This is a genomic window from Pedobacter nyackensis (assembly GCF_032678475.1).
Taxonomy (GTDB): Bacteria; Bacteroidota; Bacteroidia; order Sphingobacteriales; family Sphingobacteriaceae; genus Pedobacter; species Pedobacter nyackensis_A.
The window spans coordinates 301,750-319,561 of sequence record NZ_JAVTSF010000007.1; the positions used below are offsets into that span (position 1 = coordinate 301,750).

Below are 17,812 nucleotides of genomic sequence, written 5' to 3' on the forward strand. Positions count from 1 at the left end.
TTATTTTTATAAAAACCAGATATGACACTTGAACAGTTATCAGATAAAGAATTGTGGGATTCTATTGTTGAAGATAATTCTCAGGCCTTTGCTATTCTATATAACCGGCACTGGAAAAAGTTGTATAAAACTGCTGCTTATTATTTAAAGAATGAAGAGGCAGCAGAACAGATTTTACATGATGCTTTTGTGGTACTGTGGGATAGGCGTAAGTCTTTAAAAATAGAGAACTTTAGTAGTTACATGTATGTTACGACCAAGTATCATGTTTTTAAGTACCTTAAAGCTGCCAAGATTTCTATTGTTGATTATATAGAACAGTATGATGATCTGGACAATACGGTAGATTACAACAATGGAGCATTAAGATTGAACCACAAGGATTTTGAGACCCAATTGGATCAGTGTTTACTTGGTTTGCCTAAAAGATGTAAAGAGATATTTTGGTTAAGCAGAATAGGCAATTTATCTAATGATGAGATTGCCGATCAACTCGGGATTTCAAAACGGACAGTAGAGAATCAGATTACACAGGCTTTAAAACATTTAAGGGTAACATATAAAGAACTCTCTGTTGCTAGCTTATCTATTTTGTACGTAACTTTGTTTTAGCTCTTTTTACCCTGAAATTTACCCATCATGCTAAAAGAATCGTTAAAATCACTCTTTACAAGAGACCTGAATAAGTTAAAGTCTGAAATTGAGCAATATCAAAATGAGCAGGCGATCTGGCTTGTGGATAAGGCTATATTGAACTCGGCCGGAAACCTTTGTTTACACCTGGTTGGTAACCTGAATACTTTTGTTGGCGGGGAATTGGGAAAAACTGGTTATGTGAGAGACAGACCATTGGAGTTTTCTCAGAAAAACGTGCCGAGAGCTGAATTGATCAGCATGGTTGAAGCGACGATAGCCGTGGTTAACGAGGTACTGGATCAACTAAGTGATGCGGACATGGAAAGAGATTACCCACAGGTAAAAGTGGTAGAAGGAGGCAGTGCTATTGGCTTTATGCTGATTCATTTAAGCACACACCTGGCTTATCATCTGGGACAGATTAACTACCATAGAAGATTATTGGATATTTAAATGAAAATGGGCTGTATCACGACGATACAGCCCATTTTAGATACTGAAATAAACTACTAATTATCAAGTAAGCTTGCAGCTTCGTCGTCTAAAAACCACGTTACGCCACCGTCAATTGGGTTCACCAGTTGTGCAGGATAAAGTTTTGTATTTCTTTTTTTGCTCTCTATCACATGTTTAACTGCTTCTGCTTTGTTTTTTCCAAATACAAGGAAGGCTATATTTTTAGCCTTATTGATTAAAGGAGCAGTAAAGGTGATCCTGTAAGTAGAAAGCTTTTCAACGTATACAGAATCAATTTCCACATTTTTATTATTCAGGATAGTTGTTCCCGGAAATAAAGATGCAGTATGTGCGTCATCGCCCATGCCCAGTAAAATCAGGTCAAATACCAGGTCTGCACCTTCAAAGTGTTTTACGATCGCTTTATTGTATTCAATAGCTGCTTTTTCAGGAGCTAAGTTGGTATCTACATAAAAGATCTGATCGGCCGGGATATTCAAAGGATCAAGGATCGCTTTTTTCGCCATCAGGCCATTGTAACTTTCGTGGGTTGGCATTACATTGCGCTCGTCACCAAAAAAGAAATATACTTTTGTCCAGTCTATTTTATCTTTATAGGTAGTGGCAAGCATTTCGTACAATGCTTTTGGCGAGTTACCACCAGTTAGTACAAAGTTAAAGCGGTCTTGCTCATCAATTGCTTTGTTTGCTATTTTGATGATATAAGCAGCAAGATCTTCCAGTAATTCGTTCTGTGTTTTATATATCAATAAATTCATTATTCTTTGTTTAATGGTAGGGTAAACCAATGGAAACCATCTCTCGCGATCAATGCCTCGGCATCTTCCGGCCCCCATGAACCTGCAGTATAATTAGGGAAGCTCAATGATTTTTTAGTCTCCCATGCATTGATTACAGGCATTAACAATTCCCATGCAATTTCTACCTGATCTGCACGCATAAATTGCGTTTGATCTCCGGTCATTACATCTAATAATAAGGTTTCATAAGCTTCTGGCGATTCTGTAGTATAAGTGCCTTTGTAATCGAATACCATATCTACAGGGTTAAGGATCATATCTAATCCCGGTCTTTTACCTTGAACCTGTAAACGGATACTCATTTCCGGCTGGATGCTGATAATCAGCCTGTTTTGCTGCCAGTGTTCAGCAACAGCTTCAGGGAATACCTGGTGTGGTACATCTTTAAACTGAATGGTGATGAGTGAAGAGGTTTGCGCAAGACGTTTTCCGGTGCGGATATAGAAAGGAATACCTTTCCAGCGCCAGTTGTCGACAAAAAATTTAATTGCAGCAAAGGTCTCAGTATTAGAGTCGTCATCCACATCTTTTTCAGAGCGGTATCCAGGTACTTCATCACCTTTTATCCAGCCCTTTGTATATTGTCCGCGTACCGTATTGAAACGGATATCTTCGGCAGAGAATGGGCGCATAGCCTTTAATACATCTACCTTTTTATCCCTGATTTCATCCGCATCGAAGTTAATCGGGGTTTCCATACCAATGATACATAACAATTGTAACAAGTGGTTCTGAATCATATCACGCAATGCACCAGAGCCATCGTAATAACCACCACGATCGCCTACTCCCAATTGTTCAGTTACCGAGATCTGTACGTGATCGATGAAATTTCTGTTCCAAAGCGGCTCTAAAAATGAGTTGGCAAAACGGAAAGCCATGATGTTCTGAACAGTTTCCTTACCCAGATAATGGTCAATTCTATAGATTTGTTTTTCTTTGAAACGTTCTTTTAATAGTGCATTCAGCTCACGAGCAGTTTCAAGGTCTTTACCAAAAGGCTTTTCTACTACAATGCGGCAGTTATCTTCATTTTCTGCCATCTTGAATTTAGCTAAACGTTTAGCTATAGAAGGGAAAAGATCTGGAGATACAGCCAGGTAAAACAAGATTTGTGTGGTTGGGCCGAACTCGTTTTTAAATGCGTCAACAGTTACTTTAAGTTCATCAAAAGATGCCGAATCCTTAACATCAGTTGGCTTATAATGAATGTGCTGAGAAAAATTATCCCATTTATCCTTATTTACTTTACCAGTACGAGAGAAACTGTTAATCCCATTCATCAGGGTTTCCCTAAAATTTTCGTCGGTAAGTGGTCTTCTTGCTGTACCAACAATGGCAAACTTTTCAGGCATATAGCCTTCAGCATAAAGATTGTAAAGAGCAGGCGCAAGTTTGCGCAGATTTAAATCACCGGTACCACCAAAAATTACGATAATGGTTGGGCTAAGGTTGATACTTGTCTTCATTATAAGGGGTTTTTACAAATTATTCGAATTCCAGTCGGCATGGAAAATTCCAGCCTCATCCGTACGTTCAAAAGTATGGGCACCAAAGAAATCTCTCTGTGCCTGTGTTAAATTAAGTGGTGAATTTGCGGTTCTTAATGCATCATAATAGGTCAGCGCAGAAGCCAGCGCTGGAATAGCAAAGCCATTTTGAATGGCATTACCAATTACTTTTCTGGTACCTGGCAGGATGTCTTTTAGCTGACTTTGTATATCTGAGTCGGCGTATAAATGAGCCAGATCAGGTGTTTTTTTATAAGCCTGGTAAATATCTTCCAGTAATACCGCTCTGATGATACATCCACCACGCCAGATCTGTGAGATTTCCTGTAAGTTCAGTTCGTATTTAAATTCTGTAGAAGCTTGAGTAAGTAAATGTAAGCCCTGCGCATAACAAGTAATCATGGCAAAATAAAGTGCCTGTTCCAATTGTACTTCAAATTCTTCAGGGTTGCTGATTTGCTCTGCAGCGTGTGGAAGGGCAGCAGCTAGGGCAATACGTAATTGTTTGAATTTAGAAAGATCTCTGGAGCTTACTGCTTCGTTGATCGTTGGAATAGGTGTCTGCAGGTCCATAGAAACCTGTGAAGTCCATTTACCGGTACCTTTTGATTTGGCTTCATCTCGGATGACATCAATTAAGTAACCGCCAGATTTTTCGTCTTTAACTAAAAACACATCTCTGGTTACTTCCAGCAGAAAACACTGTAACCGGCCTTCGTTCCATTTTTTGAAGGTATTGTATATTTTATCATTATCGTAACCCATTCCATTTTTAAGAAGGTAATAGGTTTCGGCAAGAATTTGCATGATGGCATATTCAATACCGTTGTGTACCATTTTTACAAAATGACCAGAAGCGCCCGGACCGATGTAAGCAACACAAGGATCACCTTTAACTTTAGCAGATACTGCTTCAAGGATTGGTTTAACTGCGTTGTAAGCAGTTTTGTCGCCACCTGGCATCATGCTGGGACCGAAACGTGCACCCTCTTCACCACCAGAAATACCCATTCCGAAAAAGTGGATACCTTGCTCAGAAAGCTCAGTAGCCCTTCTGCTGGTATCGGTGAAATGCGAGTTTCCACTGTCGATGATCATGTCACCTTTATCCAGCAAAGGAACAAGTTCCTGAATTACACTGTCTACAATCTGACCAGCGGGTACCAATAGCATTACCCTTCTTGGCAATTCTAAACTCTGTATAAAATCTTCCAAAGAAGCGAAGCCTTTTAAGTTATGGGCTTTTCCATCTTCTTCAAGTTTTTGAAGCATCCTTGCATCTTTGTCGTAACCTGTTACGGCAAAACCATTATCGGCCATGTTAAGCAATAAATTGCGGCCCATAGTGCCAAGGCCTATCATTCCTAAAGTATATTTGTTGTCCATTGTCTATTTTTTAGCGGGATGGATAGTGAAAACGTGATATTTCTCTTCCAGCTCCCATAGTTTTGCTCCACCTTTTATCCCGTCTTTATTAGTCACAAGATGAATATTGTGGTCGAGCCGAAGCGTAATGTGCTTGGAATTACCACCACCGATGTATAGCGTATCGTAATTGAATACTGTTTTATAGATTTCAATGATGCGCGCTAAACGCTCATTCCATTTTTCTTTACCAATTTTTTCGAAAGCTTTGGTCCCTATGTAGTCATCATAGTCTTTGGTTTTGGTAATAGGGAGGTGTGCCAGCTCGAGGTGAGGAAGCAATTCTCCATCAAAAACAAGTGCGGTTCCGAAACCCGTACCTACTGTAAATACAATTTCAAAACCTTTGCCTGTAACTATACCCAGGGCTTGCTGATCGGCATCATTTATAAGCCTTACCGGTTTCCCGAATATATCACTTACCTGTTGGGCAAGGTCTACATCGGTCCATTTGTTTTTTGCCAGGTTTGCCGCGGTTTGCACTTTTCCGTTTTTTACGTAACCGGGAAAACCTATAGAAACTCTTTCGAAGGGTTGATTAAGTGTCGCGACAAGCTCCTTAACACATTTTAGTACAGCTTCTGGAGTAGATTTAACCGGAGTCGGCACTTTTGTGAACTCGGAAAGCAGATCGCCTTTTGAATTTAAAACACAGGCTTTAATGCTGGTGCCACCAATATCAATAGATAAAATGTTAGTGTCGTTCTCTTCTTTTTTGGTAACTGGCATGTTTTGTTTTTTGAATAAAAAATGGCCTGTTCGTTAATATCCTTCAAAATAACAAAATTATGTGCAATATTCATCTATACAATTGCCGATTGTTGTACTCTTTACACTAATAATACGGATTGATCTGTTGGTAATGAACCATTAATGAGGTGGTCAATGCTGTTTAACGTAATTGAAGCGATTTGCGAAAGTGCTTCTTCAGTGAAAAAAGCCTGGTGACCGGTTACCAGTACATTTGGAAAACTCATTAAACGCTGAATTTCATCATTCTCAATAATAGATGCTGAAAGGTCTTTAAAAAATAGTTTTTCTTCCTGTTCGTAGACATCTATTCCCAGGTAAGCGATATGTCCGGCTTTTAAAGCTTGAATGACATCATGTGTGTTGAGTAGGCCACCACGACTGGTGTTGATGATGGTGACACCTTTTTTCATTTTGGTAATGGTACTTTCATTGATCAGGTAGTGATTCTCTATTGTAAGCGGACAATGAAGCGACAATATATCTGATTGGTTTAATACTTCAACAAAGGGAAGGTACTGTACCCCATCTTTTTTTAAAGTTTCATCTTCAAAAATGTCGTAGGCCAGAATTTTACAGCCAAAGCCTAACATAATTTTGCAAAAAGCTTTACCTATTTTCCCTGTTCCGATTACGCCAACTGTACGACCATGGAGGTTGAAACCTAACAGCCCATTGAGCGAGAAGTTCTGCTCGCGCACACGGTTGTAAGCCTTGTGTGTTTTTCTGTTTAAAGTAAGCAGCATGGCTACGGCATGTTCTGCAACCGCTTCGGGAGAATATGCCGGGACCCTGCAGATCCTGATGCCATGTTCTTTAGCCCTGTCCAGGTTTACATTATTGAAACCTGCACAGCGCAGGGCAATTATTTTAACGCCTTTAGCGGCCATGATGTCAATAACTTCAGCAGTAAGTTTATCGTTTACAAATACGCAGACTACTTCAGTTCCCTCTGTTATCGCATTCACCACATGTGGTCCCAGGTGTGTTTCCCAGAATTCCAGTTCGAAGCCATGCGCTTCATTATATTTGTTGAAAAATGTTTTGTCGTATGGTTTTGCGGAAAAGAATGCTATTTTCATATATTGAGCTGCTATTTATAATGCCGTAGGGTATGCCGCTAAAATACTAACTTTTTTGCTAATTCTATTTCGGTTTTGGTAATGGTATGAGGTCTGCCCGGATAGATCTTTACCGTCACATTTGCCCCCATTTTTTGCATAATACCTTCGGTGATTGATACTCTTGAAACTGGTACATGTGGGTCAGGATCACCCGTACTGATAAATACCGGGGTTTGTTTAAAGCTTCCTTTATAATTTTGCATGTTGATCTCCTTGCCAATCAGTCCACCGGTAAACGCGATTGCACCCCCATATTTACCTGCATGTCTGGTTATGTATTCTAATGTCAGGCAGGCACCTTGTGAGAAGCCTACAAAGTAAATCTTTTCCTGTGGAATACCTGCGCTTTCAATATCAGCAACCAGGTTTTTTATCAAGCCAAGGGCTGAATCCAATGCAGGCTGGTTTTCCTTTACCGGAGCCATAAAACTATAGGGATACCAGCTATTATTGGTGGCCTGAGGCGCAAAAAGCGCAGCGTCAGCTATTCCAAAATAGGTATTAAGGGAGAGGATATCTTCTGCAGATGCTCCTCTTCCATGAATAAATATAATTGCTTTTTTAGCCTCCGCTACCGGAACCCCGGCAGTAATGATATTTTTTTGATGTGTGTACATGTTAACTTAATTGAGGTAAAATGCCTTCTATTTCTTCTCTGATGCTCTCGTATTGTGCAGGTAATTTTAAGTTGCTGCCCAATTCTTCCAGTGATTCATCAACAGTAAAGCCCGGATTGTCGGTCGCGATTTCAAAAAGTACACCTCCCGGTTCACGGAAATACAGAGAGTAAAAGTAATTACGGTCTATTTTTTCTGTGATGTTTAATCCCAGTTCCACAATTTTATCTCTGAAATACATTAAGGTAGCTTCGTCTTTTACTCTAAATGCAACGTGGTGCACGGAACCTCCTCCAACATGGCCTATGGCTTCTCCGGGTGCTTCAACGAGGTCAACAATCGCTGCCTGCTCAACCGCGTCCGTAATAAACCTATGGCGGTTAACTTCCGATTCGGCTAACTTGTAACCAAATATATGTGTTAAAACTGCTGCAGTTCCTTCCATTTTATTGGTGGTAATGGTAATGTGGTGAAAGCCATGGATTGCATGGGCTTTGTTCACAGCATCAGTTGCCCATTGTGCCCGGTTATCTTTTACTTTAGCTTCAGTTAACTCAAATTTTAAGCCATCAGGATCTAAGAAAGTAAGGTAACGTTCACCGAATTTAACCGCAGGTTTATTGTAGATCACGTTATGTGCTTCCAATCGGTTTTGCCAGAATTCCAAACTTCCGGCAGGAACACTATAGCCAATTTCGGTTACTTGTTTTGTACCTCTTCTGCCCGTTTGGATTCCTTCCCATGGGAAGAATGTTAAAATACTACCAGGAGTTCCTTTTTCATCTCCATAGTAAAAGTGATAGGTATGTGGATCGTCAAAATTTACGGTTTTTTTAATTAGCCTTAAACCCAGAATACCAGTATAGAAATCATAATTTCTTTTTGCATTGCCGGCTATTGCAGTAATGTGATGGATGCCTAAAATTTCATTTTTCATAACCTTGTTTTTAATTACCACAAAATTACGGGCTATAGGTTTTAAAAATCTTACCATAGAATAAGAAATGCGTAGCTTTATATAAGATATTTTTGGTATGACTAAATTTTTCCTCTCCCTTATTTTTTTCGTTGCAGGTATGCTGATGGTTAGGGCGCAAGATTCTGTTACCGTGAGTATTTATCCGAAGTATGATCGTGTAGGTAAGTTCCACCGGTTTCTTTTCGGAGAGAATTACCGTAAGGAATACGCTATGCCCGTTAGGGTTCCGTTGATTAAGATTTCGGTAATTAAAGGAGGATTGACACCTACGCAGCGGGGAGGTGGAAACCAGTCCCATTCTTTAAGGTTAGTGGATGCTCAAGGTAAGGAATGGGTGCTACGAAGCGTTGAGAAGTTTCCTGAAATACTTTTGCCAGCCATTTTTCGAAAAACTTTTGCCGGTGAAGTAGTGAAGGATAATATGTCGGCCCAAAACCCTTTTTCAGCACTGGTAGTGCCAGATATTGCGGAAGCTGCCGGCATACCACACAGCGATCCGATGATTGGTTGGGTGATACCCGATGAAAAATTGGGAGAATATACAAGTGTGTTTGCAAACACACTTTGTTTATTGGAAGAAAGAGAGCCTGCTGGGGATACCGATAATTCGGAGAAAATGATGCGTAAGCTGAACGATAATCACTACAATACTTATGATGGCCCGTTATTTTTAAAGGCAAAAGCTTTGGATGCCTTATTGGGAGATTGGGACAGGCACGAAGACCAGTGGCGTTGGAAGCCAATTAAGCAGGAGAACGGTACAACTCTATATCAGCCTATTCCGCGTGATAGGGACCAGGTTTTTTATTTGTCCGAAGGTTTAATCCCTCGCTACGCGCAGGCTTCCTGGTTATTGCCAATGATTCAGGGGTATGAACGGAACCTGCCGGATATCAATTGGTTTTTTTGGGAAGGAAGAGTACTTTACAGCAAGTGGTTTTCTGGGATAGACGAAGCGCAATGGACTGTTATTGTAAATGAATTCTGTGCTTCGATAACCGATGAAGTTATGGAGAGGGCATTGAAGAAGTTACCGGAGCCGGGCTACTCCCTTCGGCATGACCGGCTTTTGGCGCAATTAAAGGAAAGACGTGCAAAACTGCCTGAAATGATGAATAAGTATTATCATTTTATAAATAGAATTGTAGATGTACAGGCTACCAATAAAAATGAATACGTATCGGTTAAGGATGCTGAAGGCAAGGGCTTAACTATTGCCATTCATAAAATAACAAAAGATGGTTCGATTAAAGAGCTGATTTTTAACAGGACATTTGATCCCGCAGTTACCCACGAAATCAGGTTATATGTTAAAGATGGAAATGATAGTTTGCTGTTAAACAATAGGACTTCATCCATAAAATTAAAGATAATAGGGGTAGCGGGAGAGAAAAAATACCATATCGAAAATTCGTTCAGGAGGGTGCAGGTTTATGGGATGGATGATAATGTGAAACTTAGCGGTAATACGGCTATGGTAAATAAGCAATTTGACAGCGATACTGCTAACACACATTTTATACCTACAGATCTATATACTCGAAGAACTTTACTCTTGAATGCAGGTTATAATATTGACGATCGGCTATTGCTTGGGCTTTCTTATAAAATCGTGCAGCCGGGATTTAGAAAATTGCCTTATGGTAGCATACATTCCTTTTCTTTCCTGCACTCTTTTGCAACTGAGGGCTTCCGGTTTAATTACAATGCCGAATTATTCAGGGTTTTAGGAAAGGCAGATATTACGCTGCGTGCAGATGTATTTGTGCCAGAGAATTCTCAGAATTTTTATGGCTTGGGTAACGAAACATCATTTCATAAAACAGGAGATTTTGTACGTTATTATCGTGCGCGGTTTAGTTTGTATCAATTTGATCCGGCTTTGAGGTGGACAACAGCTAAGTCGGCCATAAGTGTAGGCCCTTCTTTTCAGTATTTTAGATACAATAGGGATGATAACAACGGTAGGTTTATAGAACAGGTGAATGAGCTGAACTCTGCAGATAGTGCGGTGATGACGAAAGATAAAGCTTATGCCGGATTGACGGTTAACTATATCAATAACAACCGGAACAGTGATATTTTACCTGCTACAGGTACATATCTGGATACCCGGTTTACCGCGTACAAGGGGCTTAATTCATTTTCGAATTCTGTTGTTCAGTTTACGGCTGCCTTTTCCGCTTATCAGCCGATCAGTAAAAAGAAAGGGATTATACTGGCAGATAGAATTGGTGGTGGTTTGACCTTTGGTAAACAGGCATTTTATCAGTCTCAGTTTTTGGGTGGACAGGGGAATTTACTTGGTTATCGGGAATTCAGGTTTGGCGGACAACATAGTTTGTACAATAACCTGGAATTGAGAGTTAAAGTAACAGATTTTATCAACTACATCATTCCTGGTCAGGTTGGACTTATTGGTTTTCATGATATAGGCAGGGTGTGGCGAAAGGAAGAGCGATCGAACGTTTGGCACCAGGGCTATGGTGGTGGTATTTATTTCGCACCTGCATCATTAGCTGTGTTACGTTTTGTAATGGGGCATTCCAGCGAAGGTTGGTATCCTTATGTATCGATGAAATTCAGATATTAAAATTATGACCAAATTTCAATAAATAGCCGTTTTGGGGAAATAAGAAAAGCTGTAATTTAGCGTTTCCTTTTATCAGGCAGCAGAATTAGTTAATTATGAAAAAGAATTTTGTATCCAACTCCCAGGAATCGATAAGGATGTTTAAAAATCCTTTGTTCGAGGCATTATCTAAAGTACCATATTACGTACCTTTAATTGTCTATATACCAGTAATTTTATATTTTTTTTGGGCTTCTGTTCAAACGAATGGGGTTTTGATGTTCCTAGCTCATCTTGTGCTGGGCTTGTTGATCTGGACGCTGACGGAGTATGTGCTGCACCGCTTCGTTTTTCATTTTTATCCTTCCTCTGAATGGGGGAAACGTATTCATTTTATATTTCATGGTGTACACCACGATTATCCTAATGATGCGCAAAGACTGGTGATGCCGCCATCAGCAAGTATTCCGCTGGCAGCTGCATTTTATTTTCTTTTCAAATGGATGTTGCCAGTAAACTTACTGGACGGATTTTTTGCGGGCTTTATACTGGGGTATCTGTTTTATGATATGACACATTATATGTTGCACCACGCACAGTTTAAAAATGGTATATGGAAGAAAATCAAGCAACACCACATGTTACATCATTACGACGATTCGACGAGGGGATACGGGGTAACATCAGCATTGTGGGATAGGATTTTTGGGTCAGACTTTTTAAAAAAATAAAAATATTTACAAATATATTGCCTTAGTATTTATAAATATTTTAATTTTAGCCCGACACATAATCCTAATTACACACACAATGAAAAGAACTTTAATTTTTTCAAGCGTTTTGGCTATCGGAATATTCGTTAGCGGAGTAGCTAAAAGTCAGTCTAAAGATCAGGGAAAAGATGTAGCAGCAGGTAAATTGCTGATCTCTAAGTCAGATTGTTTCGCTTGCCACAAGCCTGATGGTAAATTGGTAGGCCCATCATACGCAGAAATTGGTAAAAAATATCCAGCTACGGATGCAAATGTTGCATTGTTAGCTGGAAAAGTAATTAAAGGAGGTAGCGGAGTATGGGGGCAAATCCCTATGGCTGCACATCCGAATGTTACTCTGGTTGATGCCAAGAAAATGGTGAAATACATACTTTCGCTTTCACCAGCAAAAAAATAAATCTGTAAATCTCATTTTGAGAAATGCTTTATTTATTCCGAAACTCAACGGTTTAAGTAAGGCATTTTTTTATGGACAATTTAGACTAAGTTCTTGTTGTTTAATAGTAGAGAATATCTGTTTAAAAAGATAGTTTATAAATTAAATTATTTAGATTTACGATGTTAGCCTCAGGTTTTTTCCTGGTCAGGTGACGTAAAAAATCAGCAGTTTAGGTTTCATGGAATCATATAGCAGCTTTTCAGATCATGAGTTAGCAGGCTTGTTAAAGTCGGGCAATGAGGCTGTATTTGCTGAAATCTACAATCGATATAAAGGCGTTTTATATCTTCATGCTTACCGTATGATCCAGAACAAAGAGGATGCAAGGGATGTGGTGCAGGAGCTTTTTGCGGCGATCTGGATAAGCAGGGAAAACCTAGTCATTAAAACAACACTTTCGGCTTATTTATATGGGGCAACGAGAAACCGGATTTTGGATGTTATTGCCCATCACAAAGTTGTTTCCAGGTATACGGATAGCCTGCAGGATTTTATAGATAGCGGAGAGTCGGTAACGGATAACCAGATCCGGGAAAAAGAACTTAAGACCATAATTGAAACCGAAATCAGTTTGATGCCTCCTAAAATGCGGGAAGTATTTGAGTTGAGCAGGCAACAGGATCTTTCCCACAAACAAATCGCCATCCAACTAAAGATTTCTGATAAGACTGTTAAAAAGCAGGTAGGCAAGGCGATAAAGATTCTCAGACTTAAAATTAATATTTTATTTACTTTTTTTTAATTCACAGTACTACCAGGTTCTTACTTGTCCGTCTTACCTATATAAAGGGGATTATTTTCTTTTAGGTGTAAGAAGAGAGCATTGACTATGATCGCTTCATAATTGATAAAAGAACATTATATACTGATGAAAACTAAAGAAGCAAAAGAACTTTTAGACCGATATAGCCAGGGTAAGCTTAGTCCGCAAGAGCAGGCTGATCTGGAAAGCTGGTACAATCATCAGGCAAAATTAAATCCTTCTTTAAAGGATAATGATGATTTTGCTGCTGCATTAAACGAGCTTGATCAGGCATTCCCTTTTCATAAAATAGTTATTAACCCGGTAAAAACTTACAGCTGGCGGCTAATTGGAGTGGCTGCCGCAGTTTTGATTTGCATGAGTGCCGGCCTTTATTTTTATAGTAATTTTCAGGCTACAAATAAGCAGCAACAGTTTGCCAATGATATTAAACCTGGAGGGAACAAAGCATTTTTAACTTTGGCTGATGGCTCAAAAATATCACTTACTGATGCGATTAACGGAGAAGTGGCTAAGCAAGCTGGTATAAGTATCACTAAAACCAAAGATGGACAGCTGATTTATAATGTGGTTGGAAAATCAGGTAATAAGCGTGATGCTAATCTATTCAATACCATAGAAACACCCAGAGCCGGGCAATATCAGATTAAATTACCTGATGGTACCCAGGTATGGCTCAACGCATCTTCATCTTTGCGTTATCCGGCAGTATTTACCGGACACGAACGTACAGTAGAGCTTAAGGGTGAAGGTTATTTTGAGGTAGCAAAAGATCCGGACAGACCGTTTAAAGTGAAGTCTGGTATGCAGGAACTACAGGTATTGGGTACACATTTTAATGTGAACGCTTATGCTGATGAAGCGATTATTAAAACGACTTTGCTGGAGGGAAGTGTACGAATTAATGGTACTGTTGCTGGAAAAGATATTGTACTTAAGCCCGGGCAGCAGTCGTTGATGTCTTACAATGGATTAAAAATAGGAGCTGCCGATATAGAAGAGTCTGTAGCCTGGAAAAATGGCTATTTCAAATTTAATGACGAGAACATTGAGCGTATTTTAAAGAAAGTATCCAGGTGGTATGATGTAGATATACAGTATGAAGGGAAAATGACGGATAAGATTTTTAATGGGAAAGTTTCCCGTTACAGTAACGTTTCGGAAGTCCTTCATATTTTGCAATTAACAGGGGCCATAGAGTTTAAAATAGAAGGAAGGAGGATCATCGTTATGCCATAAACATTACAAAAATAACGGTGAAGCAGAATAAAATAATCAGGAACCGACTGCGAATCGGAACCTGATCTATATCTGGCTTTACTCAAAATATTGCTTGAACTAATATATCGATTGAACAACCAGACCAAACAAAAGTATGAATTCTTATACTGTGAACCAACATGCCATACATGTCGACCAAAAATCGCGTGTGTGGATAAAATGCTCTCGGAAAATAATTATGCGAATTAACCTTATCGCTTTTTTTATTGCCATGGCCTGTATGCAGGTTACGGCTTCCTCGTATGCGCAAAGAATTACGTTATCAGAAAAAAATGCTTCATTAAAAGATGTGTTTACTGCATTGGAAGCTCAAAGTGGTTATTATATTGTTTACAATACCCCGATGCTGAAAGATGCCAAACGGGTAAACGTTAAACTAAATAAAGTAAGTCTGAGGGAGGCATTAAACACCTTAATGGAAGGACAGAATTTTACCTATACTATTAAGGATAAAACGGTAGTGATTAAACGGAAGGAAGAGACACTTCTTGACATGATCCGTGGATATTTTAAGGCTATCACTGTAAAGGGGAGGATATTGGATGAAAATGCAAACCCCTTGGCAGGCGCATCTATCAGAATTAAAAATGGCAACAGGGTGGTAATGACCAATGAAAATGGAGTGTTTGAATTTACAAATGTAGATGAAAATGCAACGTTACTTATCTCTTTCCTGGGGTACGAAACGAGAGAAGTTAAGGCGAACGCGGATCTTTCTAACATACGGCTGGTTCCGGCAAGTAGTGCACTGGAGGAGGTAATGGTGAGTACGGGGTACCAGACTTTACCTAAAGAACGGGTTACGGGCTCTTTTAGTACGGTACCGCAAAGTGTACTGAAAAGTAGGATGGAAACCAATCTGATACAAAGGATAGAAGGTTCGGTACCTGGGTTGTTTATGAAAAATGGTAATGTAAACATCAGAGGTGTGTCTACACTTTATGGAGACCAGTCACCTTTATATGTTGTGGATGGTTTTCCTTACGAAGGGAGCATTAATTTCCTTAACCCTGCTGATGTGGTAAGCATTACGATATTAAAGGATGCAGCAGCCGCTTCAATTTATGGGAGTAGGGCCGCAAATGGTGTAATTGTGATTACAACCAGACAAGGTACTTCAGGAAAAGCAAAAGTAGCTGTAAATAGCAATTTGTTTATTACACCTCTACCCGACATGAGTTATTATAATTTTATGAACTCGAAAGAGACTGTTGATCTGCAGGAGGAACTATTTAATCTGGGGCATCCAGTTTATAGTGATTATCTGAAACGTTCGGCTATGCCAAAGGCACTGGAAGCCTTGTATTCACATGAAGAAGGGACGTTGACTGACGCACAGCTGACCACAACATTAAACCGCTTAAGGGGCCTGGACAACAAGGCACAGATTAAAGATCTTTTGCTACAGCAGTCGATTAAACAACAACACTATGTGACCAGTTATGGTGGTAATGACATCAATACTTATCGGGTATCATTAAACTATATTGGTAACAGAGGATATGCAAAAGGAGGTAACAGTGATGAAGTGAACCTGGGTTTGCTTGATTACATTAATATAAAAAAATGGCTGGAACTTGGCTTAGGTGCAAATGCAAATCTGAGTAAATCGAAAAGTGCAGCTATCAACGGATTGGGATATTATCGGTCGGCAATGCCTTATGAGGTACTGAAGGATGAAAATGGGGCAATCAGCAATTGGAACTATCGCAAATCAGATTACGAAATTAATCGTTTGAAAGGACTGGGCATGTTGGACGAAAGTTATAATCCACTGCGGGAAATAGACCAGTATGAAGGCACGGGTAGATCAAATTACTTACGGTTTAATGGTAATTTGAAAGCAAAACTGATGGATGGCTTATCGCTTCAACTTCAATATCAGATAGAAAATGGCAGTAACTATAGTAAAAGCTATTATAAGAAGAATTCCTTTCTGGTGAGGAATATGGTAAATGAAGCAACTACAGTAGTAGATGGAAAACGACAAGTGCCTTATGGTGGACAGATTTATGAGACTAGAGGAGACTGGACTGGATATACGGCTCGTGCACAGGCTAATTTTGACAAGGAAGTCGCACCGAAACACCATACCACGGCATTAATGGGGGTAGAGCAAAGACGGGTGGTCAGTACTTCAACTTCCGTACATCGCATGGGATATGATGACACGAATTTAAAATATGTACCTGTTAATGCGGATAGTTTAGCGCTGATTAAAGGCACGGAAGGCTTAAATGGTGATTTTCGTTATGATGAAGCCCAATACAATCATTTTTCGGCTCCTGAAGATCGGTTTGTCTCTGTGTATGCCAATGTTGGACATAGCTACGATGGTAAGTATAACTTTACCGGGAGTGTAAGAATTGACGACTCTAACTTGTTTGGAACAGATCCTAAATATCGCCATTTACCACTGTGGAGTGTGGGGGCAAGCTGGCAAATTGTTAAGGAATCATTTATGAAGAACATTAAATGGATAAATAACCTTAGTCTGCGCGCTACCTATGGTTTAAACGGAAATGTAGCCAAAGCTGTTGGCCCTTATCTGAAGGCAGATATCATCTATAATCCGGAAGCTGGTGCAATGGCTACCCGTATTACATCGCCACCCAATAAAACTTTGAGGTGGGAGCGTACTGCGGTAACCAATGTTGGACTCGATTTTTCTTTGATTGGAGATCGTATATCGGGAAGTATAGACCTTTACGGACGTAAAACAACAGATTTGCTCGGCTATAGAGATATTGATCCGACAAATTCGTTCCAATCTGCATTGATTAATTATGGCAGCTTATATAATCGTGGTTTTGAACTCGGATTAAATACGGTAAATATCAGACATGGGCAGTTTATCTGGAATACGCGTTTAAATTTCAGTTATAATAAAAATAAGATGACTGAAATTAATACGCAGCACAACACTGTTTATGGTTATACTTCAGGGGACGGAATTGAAAAGTTAGGTTATCCAATGAGTAGTCTGTTTAATTTTAAATGGGCTGGGTTGGATCCAACAAATGGTACAGTGCTGGTGTATGATAAAGACGGAAACGTTGTGAAAAATTACGATGAACAGGGAGGTTATGTGGCGAATATGACAGATATCAACGGACTGGAATATGCAGGTACCTTAAGGCCTACTTATACAATAGGTATACAAAATTCATTCGCTTATAAAAAGATAAGTCTGAACGTATCATTAATTGCCAACGGGGGAAATGTATTTAGAGATGCTGTGCCACAAGTACTTTCGAATCGTAATTTTTCCCAAAATATAGATCGCAGGGCCATGAATTTCTGGCGTAAGCCCGGAGATGAGAAAATACCCGGTATGATGCCGGCACCCGATGTAAATGGAAATGCCAGTTCATATTTTTCATCGTTGTGGTATGCTGCAAGTATCAATACTTTAAAAGCGGATTATATTAAAATCAGAAGTATTACACTCGGTTATGATCTTAGTGAATTGTTGTTCAAAAAGAGAACTGACCAACTCCATGCTAATCTAATGTTCCAGGTCCAAAATCCTTTTAAATGGTTTAGAAATGACAAGGGCTTAGATCCTGAAGCTTATGCGCAATCCAGTATTTATTCTGAAAGAACATTGCCGGTAACTCCTGTGTATTCGTTTGGTTTGAACGTTAACTTTTAATCCTGCAGAA

General features: G+C 39.5%; 15 protein-coding genes. 8 read left to right on the top strand and 7 right to left on the bottom strand.

The window, feature by feature from the left end; translation table 11 throughout:
- Nucleotides 1-21 precede the first annotated feature (21 nt).
- Nucleotides 22-612 (top strand): RNA polymerase sigma-70 factor, encoded by a 591-nt coding sequence (locus tag R2Q84_RS21135; protein WP_316818591.1) that lies wholly within the window; start codon nucleotides 22-24, stop codon nucleotides 610-612.
- Nucleotides 613-639: 27 nt separating this feature from the next.
- The gene (locus R2Q84_RS21140; RefSeq protein WP_316818592.1) at nucleotides 640-1,089 is read left to right on the top strand and encodes a DinB family protein; all 450 of its coding nucleotides are present in this window, start codon (nucleotides 640-642) and stop codon (nucleotides 1,087-1,089) included.
- Between the two features lie 56 nt (nucleotides 1,090-1,145).
- Here R2Q84_RS21140 and pgl read toward each other — a convergent pair whose 3' ends face one another.
- From pgl to R2Q84_RS21175, 7 genes are all read right to left on the bottom strand, one after another.
- On the bottom strand, nucleotides 1,146-1,871 hold the full coding sequence (gene pgl / locus R2Q84_RS21145; RefSeq protein WP_316818593.1) for a 6-phosphogluconolactonase: 726 nt from the start codon (nucleotides 1,869-1,871) through the stop codon (nucleotides 1,146-1,148).
- Nucleotides 1,871-3,382: a glucose-6-phosphate dehydrogenase gene (gene zwf / locus R2Q84_RS21150; protein WP_316818594.1), complete on the bottom strand. Its 1,512-nt coding sequence runs from the start codon at nucleotides 3,380-3,382 to the stop codon at nucleotides 1,871-1,873. Before zwf ends, pgl begins: the two co-directional genes overlap by 1 nt.
- A 12-nt stretch (nucleotides 3,383-3,394) precedes the next feature.
- Entirely contained in the window at nucleotides 3,395-4,810 is a 1,416-nt protein-coding gene (gndA, locus tag R2Q84_RS21155; protein ID WP_316818595.1) for an NADP-dependent phosphogluconate dehydrogenase, read from the bottom strand.
- A gap of 3 nt (nucleotides 4,811-4,813) precedes the next feature.
- Nucleotides 4,814-5,578 (bottom strand): ROK family protein, encoded by a 765-nt coding sequence (locus R2Q84_RS21160; protein WP_316818596.1) that lies wholly within the window; start codon nucleotides 5,576-5,578, stop codon nucleotides 4,814-4,816.
- 101 nt (nucleotides 5,579-5,679) lie between these two features.
- A complete protein-coding gene (locus R2Q84_RS21165; protein ID WP_316818597.1) occupies nucleotides 5,680-6,681 on the bottom strand; it encodes a 2-hydroxyacid dehydrogenase in 1,002 nt (333 codons plus the stop codon).
- A gap of 38 nt (nucleotides 6,682-6,719) precedes the next feature.
- Nucleotides 6,720-7,340, bottom strand: coding sequence for an alpha/beta hydrolase (locus R2Q84_RS21170; RefSeq protein ID WP_316818598.1), 621 nt, complete (start codon nucleotides 7,338-7,340; stop codon nucleotides 6,720-6,722).
- 1 nt (nucleotide 7,341) lies between these two features.
- Nucleotides 7,342-8,277, bottom strand: coding sequence for a ring-cleaving dioxygenase (locus R2Q84_RS21175; protein WP_316818599.1), 936 nt, complete (start codon nucleotides 8,275-8,277; stop codon nucleotides 7,342-7,344).
- A gap of 97 nt (nucleotides 8,278-8,374) precedes the next feature.
- Here R2Q84_RS21175 and R2Q84_RS21180 point away from each other — a divergent pair, with 97 nt between their 5' ends.
- The 6 genes from R2Q84_RS21180 to R2Q84_RS21205 all read left to right on the top strand — a co-directional run bounded on the left by R2Q84_RS21180 (nucleotide 8,375) and on the right by R2Q84_RS21205 (nucleotide 17,802).
- On the top strand, nucleotides 8,375-10,912 hold the full coding sequence (locus tag R2Q84_RS21180) for a BamA/TamA family outer membrane protein (protein ID WP_316818600.1): 2,538 nt from the start codon (nucleotides 8,375-8,377) through the stop codon (nucleotides 10,910-10,912).
- A 95-nt stretch (nucleotides 10,913-11,007) separates the two neighbouring features.
- Nucleotides 11,008-11,622: a sterol desaturase family protein gene (locus R2Q84_RS21185; RefSeq protein ID WP_316818601.1), complete on the top strand. Its 615-nt coding sequence runs from the start codon at nucleotides 11,008-11,010 to the stop codon at nucleotides 11,620-11,622.
- Nucleotides 11,623-11,701: 79 nt separating this feature from the next.
- Nucleotides 11,702-12,061, top strand: a complete 360-nt coding sequence (locus R2Q84_RS21190) for a c-type cytochrome (RefSeq protein WP_316818602.1) — start codon at nucleotides 11,702-11,704, stop codon at nucleotides 12,059-12,061.
- Nucleotides 12,062-12,281: 220 nt separating this feature from the next.
- Nucleotides 12,282-12,845, top strand: a complete 564-nt coding sequence (locus R2Q84_RS21195) for an RNA polymerase sigma-70 factor (RefSeq protein WP_316818603.1) — start codon at nucleotides 12,282-12,284, stop codon at nucleotides 12,843-12,845.
- 126 nt (nucleotides 12,846-12,971) lie between these two features.
- Nucleotides 12,972-14,105, top strand: a complete 1,134-nt coding sequence (locus tag R2Q84_RS21200) for a FecR domain-containing protein (protein ID WP_316818604.1) — start codon at nucleotides 12,972-12,974, stop codon at nucleotides 14,103-14,105.
- A 220-nt stretch (nucleotides 14,106-14,325) separates the two neighbouring features.
- A complete protein-coding gene (locus R2Q84_RS21205; protein ID WP_316818605.1) occupies nucleotides 14,326-17,802 on the top strand; it encodes a SusC/RagA family TonB-linked outer membrane protein in 3,477 nt (1,158 codons plus the stop codon).
- Nucleotides 17,803-17,812 lie beyond the last annotated feature (10 nt).

Coding starts and splice junctions, on each gene's coding strand:
- R2Q84_RS21185 (WP_316818601.1), top strand. CDS start 11,008: ATGAAAAAGAATTTTGTATCCAACTCCCAGGAATCGATAAGGATGTTT.
- R2Q84_RS21180 (WP_316818600.1), top strand. CDS start 8,375: ATGACTAAATTTTTCCTCTCCCTTATTTTTTTCGTTGCAGGTATGCTG.
- R2Q84_RS21135 (WP_316818591.1), top strand. CDS start 22: ATGACACTTGAACAGTTATCAGATAAAGAATTGTGGGATTCTATTGTT.
- pgl (WP_316818593.1), bottom strand. CDS start 1,871: ATGAATTTATTGATATATAAAACACAGAACGAATTACTGGAAGATCTT.
- R2Q84_RS21205 (WP_316818605.1), top strand. CDS start 14,326: ATGCGAATTAACCTTATCGCTTTTTTTATTGCCATGGCCTGTATGCAG.
- R2Q84_RS21140 (WP_316818592.1), top strand. CDS start 640: ATGCTAAAAGAATCGTTAAAATCACTCTTTACAAGAGACCTGAATAAG.
- R2Q84_RS21170 (WP_316818598.1), bottom strand. CDS start 7,340: ATGTACACACATCAAAAAAATATCATTACTGCCGGGGTTCCGGTAGCG.
- zwf (WP_316818594.1), bottom strand. CDS start 3,382: ATGAAGACAAGTATCAACCTTAGCCCAACCATTATCGTAATTTTTGGT.
- R2Q84_RS21165 (WP_316818597.1), bottom strand. CDS start 6,681: ATGAAAATAGCATTCTTTTCCGCAAAACCATACGACAAAACATTTTTC.
- R2Q84_RS21160 (WP_316818596.1), bottom strand. CDS start 5,578: ATGCCAGTTACCAAAAAAGAAGAGAACGACACTAACATTTTATCTATT.
- R2Q84_RS21190 (WP_316818602.1), top strand. CDS start 11,702: ATGAAAAGAACTTTAATTTTTTCAAGCGTTTTGGCTATCGGAATATTC.
- R2Q84_RS21200 (WP_316818604.1), top strand. CDS start 12,972: ATGAAAACTAAAGAAGCAAAAGAACTTTTAGACCGATATAGCCAGGGT.
- gndA (WP_316818595.1), bottom strand. CDS start 4,810: ATGGACAACAAATATACTTTAGGAATGATAGGCCTTGGCACTATGGGC.
- R2Q84_RS21175 (WP_316818599.1), bottom strand. CDS start 8,277: ATGAAAAATGAAATTTTAGGCATCCATCACATTACTGCAATAGCCGGC.
- R2Q84_RS21195 (WP_316818603.1), top strand. CDS start 12,282: ATGGAATCATATAGCAGCTTTTCAGATCATGAGTTAGCAGGCTTGTTA.